The 7,426-nt window shown below is 66.9% G+C and carries 8 protein-coding genes; 5 read left to right on the top strand and 3 right to left on the bottom strand.

Annotated elements, in window-relative coordinates; all coding sequences use genetic code 11:
• Nucleotides 1–2 precede the first annotated feature (2 nt).
• Both FV226_RS26245 and FV226_RS26240 read left to right on the top strand, forming a co-directional pair.
• Nucleotides 3–1,655, top strand: coding sequence for a type I secretion system permease/ATPase (locus FV226_RS26245; RefSeq protein WP_246691744.1), 1,653 nt, complete (start codon nt 3–5; stop codon nt 1,653–1,655).
• 2 nt (nt 1,656–1,657) lie between these two features.
• Nucleotides 1,658–3,037: an HlyD family type I secretion periplasmic adaptor subunit gene (locus FV226_RS26240; RefSeq protein WP_147765232.1), complete on the top strand. Its 1,380-nt coding sequence runs from the start codon at nt 1,658–1,660 to the stop codon at nt 3,035–3,037.
• 108 nt (nt 3,038–3,145) lie between these two features.
• Here FV226_RS26240 and FV226_RS26235 read toward each other — a convergent pair whose 3' ends face one another.
• Together FV226_RS26235 and FV226_RS28235 are read right to left on the bottom strand one after the other, a co-directional pair.
• A complete protein-coding gene (locus FV226_RS26235; protein WP_147765231.1) occupies nt 3,146–4,360 on the bottom strand; it encodes a glycosyltransferase family 4 protein in 1,215 nt (404 codons plus the stop codon).
• Nucleotides 4,361–4,548: 188 nt separating this feature from the next.
• Nucleotides 4,549–4,701, bottom strand: coding sequence for a hypothetical protein (locus FV226_RS28235; protein ID WP_187278861.1), 153 nt, complete (start codon nt 4,699–4,701; stop codon nt 4,549–4,551).
• A 253-nt stretch (nt 4,702–4,954) separates the two neighbouring features.
• Here FV226_RS28235 and FV226_RS26230 point away from each other — a divergent pair, with 253 nt between their 5' ends.
• The 3 genes from FV226_RS26230 (at nt 4,955) to FV226_RS26220 (ending at nt 6,329) form a co-directional block, all read left to right on the top strand.
• Nucleotides 4,955–5,671, top strand: coding sequence for a sugar transferase (locus tag FV226_RS26230; RefSeq protein WP_147765230.1), 717 nt, complete (start codon nt 4,955–4,957; stop codon nt 5,669–5,671).
• Nucleotides 5,672–5,757: 86 nt separating this feature from the next.
• On the top strand, nt 5,758–5,988 hold the full coding sequence (locus FV226_RS26225) for a hypothetical protein (protein ID WP_147765229.1): 231 nt from the start codon (nt 5,758–5,760) through the stop codon (nt 5,986–5,988).
• Between the two features lie 134 nt (nt 5,989–6,122).
• Entirely contained in the window at nt 6,123–6,329 is a 207-nt protein-coding gene (locus FV226_RS26220) for a hypothetical protein (RefSeq protein ID WP_147765228.1), read from the top strand.
• 548 nt (nt 6,330–6,877) lie between these two features.
• On the opposite strand, the gene FV226_RS29035 is transcribed toward FV226_RS26220, so the two are convergent.
• The gene (locus FV226_RS29035) at nt 6,878–7,000 is read right to left on the bottom strand and encodes a hypothetical protein (RefSeq protein ID WP_281406059.1); all 123 of its coding nucleotides are present in this window, start codon (nt 6,998–7,000) and stop codon (nt 6,878–6,880) included.
• Nucleotides 7,001–7,426: the final 426 nt, after the last annotated feature.

Below are 7,426 nucleotides of genomic sequence, written 5' to 3'. Positions count from 1 at the left end.
TGCTGGAGGTCTACGACCGGGTGATCCCGAGCCGATCGGTGCCGACGCTGATCGGGCTGATGGCGCTGGCGCTGGCGCTGTACGCGTTCCAGGGGGCGCTCGAGGCGATCCGCTCGCGCATCCTGGCCCGCATCGGGGCAGCGCTCGACGAGGCGCTGTCGGAGCGGGTGTTCGACGTCGTGGTGCGCGCGCCGCTCAAGGCCGCGTTGCCCGGCGACGGCTTGCTCCCGCTGCGCGACCTGGACCAGATCCGCGCGTTCCTGTCGGGCACAGGCCCGTCGGCGTTCTTCGACCTGCCGTGGCTGCCGATCTATCTCTGCGTCTGCTTCCTGTTCCATCCCCTGATCGGGGTCGCCGCGCTGGGTGGCGCCGGCTTCCTCGCGGCCGTCACTTGGCTGACCGACCGCGCCACCCGCAGGCCGGCCCAGGCCGCAACCGGGCACGGTCAGCGCCGCAACGGCCTGGCGGAGGCCGGGCGGCGCAACGCCGAGGTTCTTGCGGCGCTCGGCATGCAGGGACGCTTCCGGACGCGGTGGGCCTTGGCCAACCGCGACTACATGGATGCGCAGCAGCGCGCGGCGGACATGGCAGGCGGCCTCGGCGCCGTGTCCAAGGTGTTCCGCATGGCGCTGCAATCGGGTGTGCTGGCGCTCGGCGCCTGGCTCGTCATCCAGGGTCAGGCCACCGCCGGCATCATCATCGCGAGCTCGATCCTGGTGTCGCGGGCGCTGGCGCCTGCGGAGCTCGCTATCGCCAACTGGAAGGGCTTCGTCCAGGCGCGTCAGAGCTGGGCCCGGCTCTCGGACCTGCTCGCCCGCATCCCGCACGAGCCTACCCGCCACGCCCTGCCGGCGCCCACGAGAACCCTGTCGGTTGAGGCGGTCGCGATCGCCCCGCCGGGCGTGCAGCGCGAGGTGGTCAGCGAGGTCAGCTTCGCCCTCAGTGCCGGACAGGGCCTCGGGGTGATCGGCCCCTCGGCGTCTGGAAAGTCGAGCCTGGTGCGCGCGCTGATCGGCGTGTGGCCGCCCGCTCGCGGCAAGGTGCGCCTCGACGGGGCCGCCCTTGACCAGTGGGACCCGGCAGAGCTCGGTCCCCATCTCGGCTACCTGCCGCAGGAGGCGGAGCTGTTTGCCGGCACGATCGGCGAAAACATCGCCCGCTTCGATCCGGACGCGGCCCCCGAGGCAGTGATCGCGGCAGCGCACGCGGCGGGCATTCACGAGATGGTGCTGCGCCTGCCCGAGGGCTACGACACCCGGGTCGGCGAGGGCGGGGCGGGGCTGTCGTCCGGGCAGCGCCAGCGCGTCGGGCTGGCGCGGGCGTTGTACCGGGACCCGTTCCTAGTGATCCTCGACGAGCCCAACGCCAACCTCGACGCCGAGGGCGAGAACGCGCTGACGCGGGCGATCCTCGGGGTGCGGGCGCGCGGCGGCATCTGCATCGTCGTGGCGCACCGCCCCTCGGCGCTGGCGGCGCTGGACCTCGTGCTGATGATGGCTGAGGGCCGCGCCCAGGCCTTCGGCACGAAGGACGAGGTGTTCAAGCGCGTCCTGCGCGTGGCGCCCGATCCGGCTGTGCTACCTGCCCAAGACTCCTTGCAGCAGAGCTCTTCCCAAGCTGGCTCATCGCAGCAAACTCTACAGGGAAATGCCTGACCATGACCGCTCCGGTGATCCCCGTGCGTTCTTCCATAGCTACTCCTGAGTTCTCCTTAGCTGTCCCCTCCCCAGCCATTCTGCGACCACGTGCTCAGGCCTCGATCCGGCGCCACCTGGCGCTGAGCTTGGCGCTCGGCACCGTGCTGGTGGTCGGCGTCGGCGGCTGGGCCGCGCTCACCGAGATCGCCGGCGCGGTGATCGCCCCCGGCCAGCTCGTAGTCGCGTCCGACGTCAAGAAGGTGCAGCACCCCACCGGCGGCGTAGTCGGGCAGCTGTTGGTGCGCGAGGGCGACCGGGTCAAGGCCGGCGATGTCCTGATTCGGCTGGACGCGACCCAGACCCGGGCCAACCTGGACATCGTGCTCAAGGCTCTGGACGAGCTGAACGCCCGCGGCGCCCGCGAGGAGGCCGAGCGCGACGGCACCGCGACCATCGCCTTCCCGGCAGAGCTTCTGGGGCGCAAGGACGCCGACCCGTCGGTTGCGCGCCTCGTCGAGGGCGAGACCCGGCTGTTTGTAGCCCGCCACGCGGCCCGCGCCGGGCAGAAGGCGCAGCTCTCTGAGCGCATCGCGCAACTGCGCCAGGAGATCGACGGTCTGACCCAGCAGGCGGCGGCCAAGGAGCGCGAGACGGCGCTGATCCTCACCGAGCTGAAGGGCGTGCGTGAGCTCTACGGCAAGAACCTCGTGCCGTTGACGCGCGTCACCGCTCTGGAGCGCGAGACCGCACGCCTGCAGGGCGAGCGCGGGCAGCTCGTCGCCCAGACCGCCTCGGCGAAGGGCAAGATCACCGAGACCGAGTTGCAGATCCTGCAGATCGACGGCGATCTGCGCACCGAGGTGGGCAAGGACTTGGCCGAGATCCGCGGGCGCGCCTCGGAATTCGGCGAGAAGCGGGTGGCGGCGGAGGACCAACTCAAGCGCGTCGACCTGCGCAGCCCCCAGGACGGCACTGTGCATCAGATGAGCGTGCACACCGTCGGCGGCCTGGTGACGCCGTCGGAGCCGGCGATGCTGATCGTGCCCTGGGCCGACCAGCTCGCGGTCGAGGTCCGGATCCAGCCCCAGGACATCGACAGCGTGCGCCACGATCAGAATGCGGTGCTGCGCTTCCCCGCCTTCAACAGCCGCACCACGCCCGAGATCGACGGCACGGTCAGCCGCGTCTCGGCCGACGTCTCCACCGATCCCAAGACCGGCCAGAGCTACTACACCGCCCGCATCCTCGTCCCGGAGGACCAGCGCGCGCGGCTCGGCGCCGTCCGCCTTGTGCCCGGCATGCCGGTCGAGGCCTTCCTCCAGATCGGCGAACGCTCCGTCCTGAGCTACCTCGTCAAACCCCTCACCGATCAGATCGCCAAAGCGTGGCGTGAGAAGTAAGATAACGAACCTTCTACAATCGATCAGTGCAGCTCGATTGAGCGGTATCCACAGTCGTAGTCACGGCCGTGTTCGGCGAGCTTGAGGAGATCGCCGACAAGAGGGGGCTTATCGCTCAGTTCCCACCATTCGAGCCGTTGTGCTGTGTTCTGGTTTGGCGGCGGCGTCCTGGCGTTGGGCACGGAAGGCGGCAGCGTAGCCCGAGAGCACGTCGGCGCCCATCCGCTCCATCGAGAAGCGCTGGCGCACGGAGTCGCTCAGGGCCCGGAACCGGGCTGCGCAGCTCTCCGGCGCCTCGTCGAGGACGCGGGCGATCGCCCGCTGCAGCGCGACCGGATCGCGGGGCGGGACGAGGTCTCCGGCGGCCGAGCCGAAGATCTCAGGGATGCCGCCCACGTCGGTGGCGACCAGGGGCTGTGCGGCGGCGGCGGCCTCGAGCACGACGTAGGGCAGGGACTCGGCGAAGGACGGCACCACCATGATCCGGCCGCGGGCCAGCACCGAGCGGATGGCCTGGGCCGGCTCGAAGGCGATGGCGCCGGCAAGGCCCAGGGCTTCGGCCTTGGCCCGAAGCAGCCCGGCATCGGCACCCGACCCGACCATCAGCAGGCGTACGCTCCGGCCCTCTTTGCGCAGGAGCGCCAGGGCCTGGAGCAGGATCGGCAGGCCCTTGGCCTCGCGCAGCTCGCCGACATAGAGCAGGTCGAACGGGTTGGCCGCCGGGGTCAGGGGTGCGAACTCGGCCTCGCTCAGGCCGTTGTGGACGATGCGGCTGACGCGGCCGTGGATGCCGACATAGGTGCGATGGCGCCCGGCGACGAACTCGCTCTCGAACAGGAACACGTCGGTGCGGCGGGCGAGCAGGCTCTCGGCGCCCATATAGAGCCGGTGCAGCGGGCTGCCGGGACGGTAATTGTAGCTGCCGCCATGCGGGGTGTAGGCGCGGATCACGCTGCGGCCGGGGACGGCAGCGAGGCGGGCGTAGGCGCCGCCCTTGGCGCCGTGCCCGTGCAGGACGTCGGCCGCGACGGCCTCGGCGCGGGCCGCGACCGCACGCAGGCAGGCGAGGTCGGAGGTGTGCGGGTTGCGCCGCATCGGGATGCGGGTGACGCCGAGCGCGAGGCAGGGGGCGAGGTCGGAGAGCGCCTGGACGGCGCGCTCGCCGCCGGTGGTCGCGTCGCAGACGATCCCGACGCGGTGCCCGGCCGCGGCCTGGAGGCGTGCGAGGTCGACCACGTGCCGGAACAAGCCGCCGACGGGCGCGCGGAACACGTGCAGGATGCGACGGGGTTCGGCATCCGAAGGGCTGACGGACGGGGTCACGGCGGACGTCTCCAGGCCGGCGGGTTCAGCCGGCCCCGCTTTCGTCTCACGCCATCCCTGCTCGTGCGGTTAAACGCAGAGGTCCTGACGGACGGACCGGACCTGTGTGCGAGCTTTTCCAGCGCTGAGGGTCAACGTTTGGCTAACGTGCGTCCAGTTCTACGGGGCTCTTTGAGGTCTCGGTAGTTTTAGCGGCGCAGCTTGAGGGCTGCGGCGAGGAGGATGCCGAGGGTGGCTCCGAGTTGCGCACCGAGTACTCCGCCGACCCATCCCCAACTCAGGCCGATCCAGAGCCCAAGCGCGGCCATACTTATCGCGCCGCACAAGAGAACGATCAGCACGCGTTTAGCTCCTCACTAATTTGTTATATGGCTCTACGTTGGTTCATACGACGTATTGTAGCGCTCTACATGGATGATAAGCTATGTTAATGATACGATATTATAGTCGTTTGAGGCTTTACATGAGATTTTGAACGAATACGAAGGGTTTTATCTCTTACGGTCACGCTTGTGTAGCGGCAAGTGCCGCGGTATGGAGTTTGCATTAATGTTCTTTTAACCCTGTGCACCTGCGCGCCCCAGGAGAGTGACCATGCTGCGTGAGGCCGGCCATCCATCTTCCTCCACGGCCGTTGCACCGCAGCATCTGAGCGAGGTGGTGACGCAGGCGGTGCTTCCCCTCGGAAAGGCACGGCGTCTGGAACGGCTGGGCAAGCGCAGCCTCGATATCGGCGTGGCCGGCACGGCGCTGTTCCTCCTGTTGCCGTTGCTCCTGCTGCTTGGCTTGCTCGTCTGGGCCGGGGACGGCAAGGCTCCGATCTTCCGGCACATGCGGATCGGGCGAAAGGGCCGCCGTTTCGGGTGCCTCAAGTTCCGCTCGATGGTTCCGGACGGTGATGCAGTGCTGCGGGCCCACCTGGCTGCCAATCCGGCGGCCCAGCGGGAATGGGACGAGACGCACAAGCTCACCAACGATCCGCGCGTGACCCCGCTGGGCTTGGTGCTGCGCAAGACCAGCCTCGACGAACTGCCCCAGCTCGTGAACGTACTGCTGGGCGAGATGAGCCTGGTTGGCCCCCGTCCGATCGTTCAGGCCGAGGTCGAGCGCTACGGCTCTGCTTTTGCCACCTGCTTCTCGGTCACGCCTGGGGTCACGGGTCTGTGGCAGGTGTCGGGGCGCAGCGATTGTTCGTATGCCGAGCGGGTGGCGCTGGACCTCGACTACGCCACGCATTGGGGGCTGGGTCGCGACATCGCCATCATGCTGCGCACGATCCCGGCCGTCCTGGCTCAACGCGGCAGTCGCTGATCCCTCCAGCACGGGCGGCATTGCGGCCGCAATCCTGGGCAGGGTAGGACGCCGGCCTGGCTGTCTGCAGCCGGCGGAGACAGCTGATGAAGGCCTTGCTGCTGAATGCCCTGCTCGGCCTGGGGTTGGGCCGATTTGGCTCGATCTGGCTGGCTGCGGTGTTCGTCCCGATCGTCGCCCTCGAGGTGGCTTATGGGGTGTATAGCTTCCACTTGAGCCCTGCGGCGTGCGTTCGCCGGGGCCTGACGCTTCTGATCTGCGCGCAGCTGGCCTTCCTGCTCGGCGCGCTCATGCGCCCGATGCGCAACGAAACCTGATCCACCCCATCATGGTGTGTAGGGATCGCCTGAGACGGGCTGTCCTGCCACGCACGGTGGGTGACAAGCGGGTTGGTAAATGATTTGCTAAGACCCTCGCGGCACGCTGGGTTTGCGCTGCGGAGGGATCAGCTTTGGACGAGAACGACCCGCTTTGGTACGACTATGCCGAGCCTGACGAGGCCCCTGGCCTATGGCTGCACGCTTTGGCTGGTGTGTTTTGGGTGCTGGCGAGCCTCATCGCCGTAGCAAAGCACGTCTACGGGGTGCCGGACAGGGTTTGGCAGTGGAGCACGGGTTGGATTGCCCGGCGTATTGCGACCGGCATTCGGCGCTTTTGAGCCCTTCCTGACATGATGGGCACCGCCGGGAGCGAGGTTGTCCGGTGGCACTCCCTTATAGGAGGACGCGTGAGGAAGCTTTTGCGCCTTCTCGGCGGCTGGTTTGCGGTATCGCTTCCCCTCGGCCTGTTCCTCGGTCGCTTTATCGCGGCAGGGCAGCGGCGTCGAACGGTTGAAGGACAGGGCCAAGACAACGAGGCGGCAGAGTTGAAGCTGAAGGCGACGAGATCGCCGTAAGTTGTAGACCTGTCTTTATGAAAACACCCTGGGTCAGGGAGCGTTGTAAACGCTACGCGACGATCGCGCTCGCGATGGAACGATTTGGGAGCGTCACTTGCTACTCAGTCCGAAACAGAGGGCTGAGCCGTGAGTTTATTGCAAAACGAAACAAGCGATCCGCCGCTTTCCGTTCGGAAGGTTGGGATCGGCCGGCGTTTGTTCGATCGTTTCGGCTCGATCCTGATCCTGCTGATGGTGCTGATGGTCGTCATCGGGTGGATCGGCGCGATCGGCTGGGCACTGATCTGGCTGCTGGGTTGGTACGGGACCTAGTGCGGTGACGGAGCGTTCGATACGGGCTCGTCGTGCATCAACGGCGCGTCCTGACACAGGCGCCAGAACTCGAGGAAGCCGATGGCATAGGCGGCAAGGCCGACGGCAGCCCAGTGCATGATCACGTTCTCCCCCAGGCCCTGCAAACCACCCTTATCCAAGAGGCAGTTAAGGGCTGCTCAACGCGGTATCACGTTGCCCGCATCTGGAATGATAGTGACATTTTCTGTCCTCGGGTGGGAAAAATAAAACCTTTCCGCCTTGCCCGTGAGGATGAGTTTTCTGCGCGTCACAGGAAGGCTGCCGGGATCCGGTTATGATGCCCATCGATAACGATCGGCTGCATTCAAGGGATTGAATGAGATCGCGACGCCGACACTGCGCCTTAGTCGGGCCAGCTGTTACCGGTTCACGACTGAAAGCCTCATGGCGATGCATAAACAGGTTCAGCTCTCGTCGGATCTTGGAGGGTGAAGCCTTCCCATAGGGTAGGCTATAATAATTATACGAGAATTATTTATGCGTCAAAATCTTCTATGCCTCTT

This window comes from Methylobacterium sp. WL12 (genome assembly GCF_008039475.1).
Classification (GTDB): Bacteria; Pseudomonadota; Alphaproteobacteria; order Rhizobiales; family Beijerinckiaceae; genus Methylobacterium; species Methylobacterium cerastii.
Note: the sequence above shows the minus strand (reverse complement) of the source record. Positions and strands in the feature narration are given on the sequence as shown.

Coding starts and splice junctions, on each gene's coding strand:
- FV226_RS26240 (WP_147765232.1), top strand. CDS start 1,658: ATGACCGCTCCGGTGATCCCCGTGCGTTCTTCCATAGCTACTCCTGAG.
- FV226_RS26230 (WP_147765230.1), top strand. CDS start 4,955: ATGCTGCGTGAGGCCGGCCATCCATCTTCCTCCACGGCCGTTGCACCG.
- FV226_RS26225 (WP_147765229.1), top strand. CDS start 5,758: ATGAAGGCCTTGCTGCTGAATGCCCTGCTCGGCCTGGGGTTGGGCCGA.
- FV226_RS29035 (WP_281406059.1), bottom strand. CDS start 7,000: ATGCACTGGGCTGCCGTCGGCCTTGCCGCCTATGCCATCGGCTTCCTC.